Below are 507 nucleotides of genomic sequence, written 5' to 3'. Positions count from 1 at the left end.
TCACCCCGATGATCCGCGAGATCTGGGTCGCCGAGGTCTCGATCGCGCCCATGGCCTCGACGGCCTCGTCCACCACCTCGCCCGAGCGGCGGGCGTCCTCGCGGGCCTGGGCCACCACCTTGGCGGCGCGGCGCGCCCCGTCGGCGGTGTGGCCGACCGTGACGGTGATCTCGTCCATGGCGCTGGCGGTTTCCTGCAGGCTGGCGGCCTGCTGCTCGGTGCGGCGCGACAGGTTCGAGGCCGCCTCGGCGATCTGGTCCGAGCCCCGGCGCACCCCGGCCACCCGGTCGTCGATCACCGCCAGGGCGTCCGACAGCTTGCCGGCCGCCTGGTTGAAGTCGGCGCGCAGCTGCTCGTAGGACTCGGCGAAGCGCTCGACCAGGCGCACCGACAGGTCGCCCTTGGCCAGGCGCGACAGGCTCTCCGCAAGGGCGTCGACCATGTCGGCCCGCTGGCGTTCGGCCTCCTGCTGGACGGCGGCGTGGGCCACGCGGCCGGTCTCCTCCG

Annotated in this window: 1 pseudogene; it reads right to left on the bottom strand. The window is 74.6% G+C overall.

The features are described 5' to 3' along the window. A pseudogene (locus J7528_RS24215) lies at positions 1 to 490 on the bottom strand (methyl-accepting chemotaxis protein); the annotation flags it as partial. Between the last annotated feature and the right edge of the window lie 17 nt (positions 491 to 507).

Origin of the sequence: Caulobacter sp. (assembly GCF_017744445.1) — a bacterium.
Classification (GTDB): Bacteria; Pseudomonadota; Alphaproteobacteria; order Caulobacterales; family Caulobacteraceae; genus Caulobacter.
This window is presented reverse-complemented; position numbering and strand designations above follow the sequence as displayed.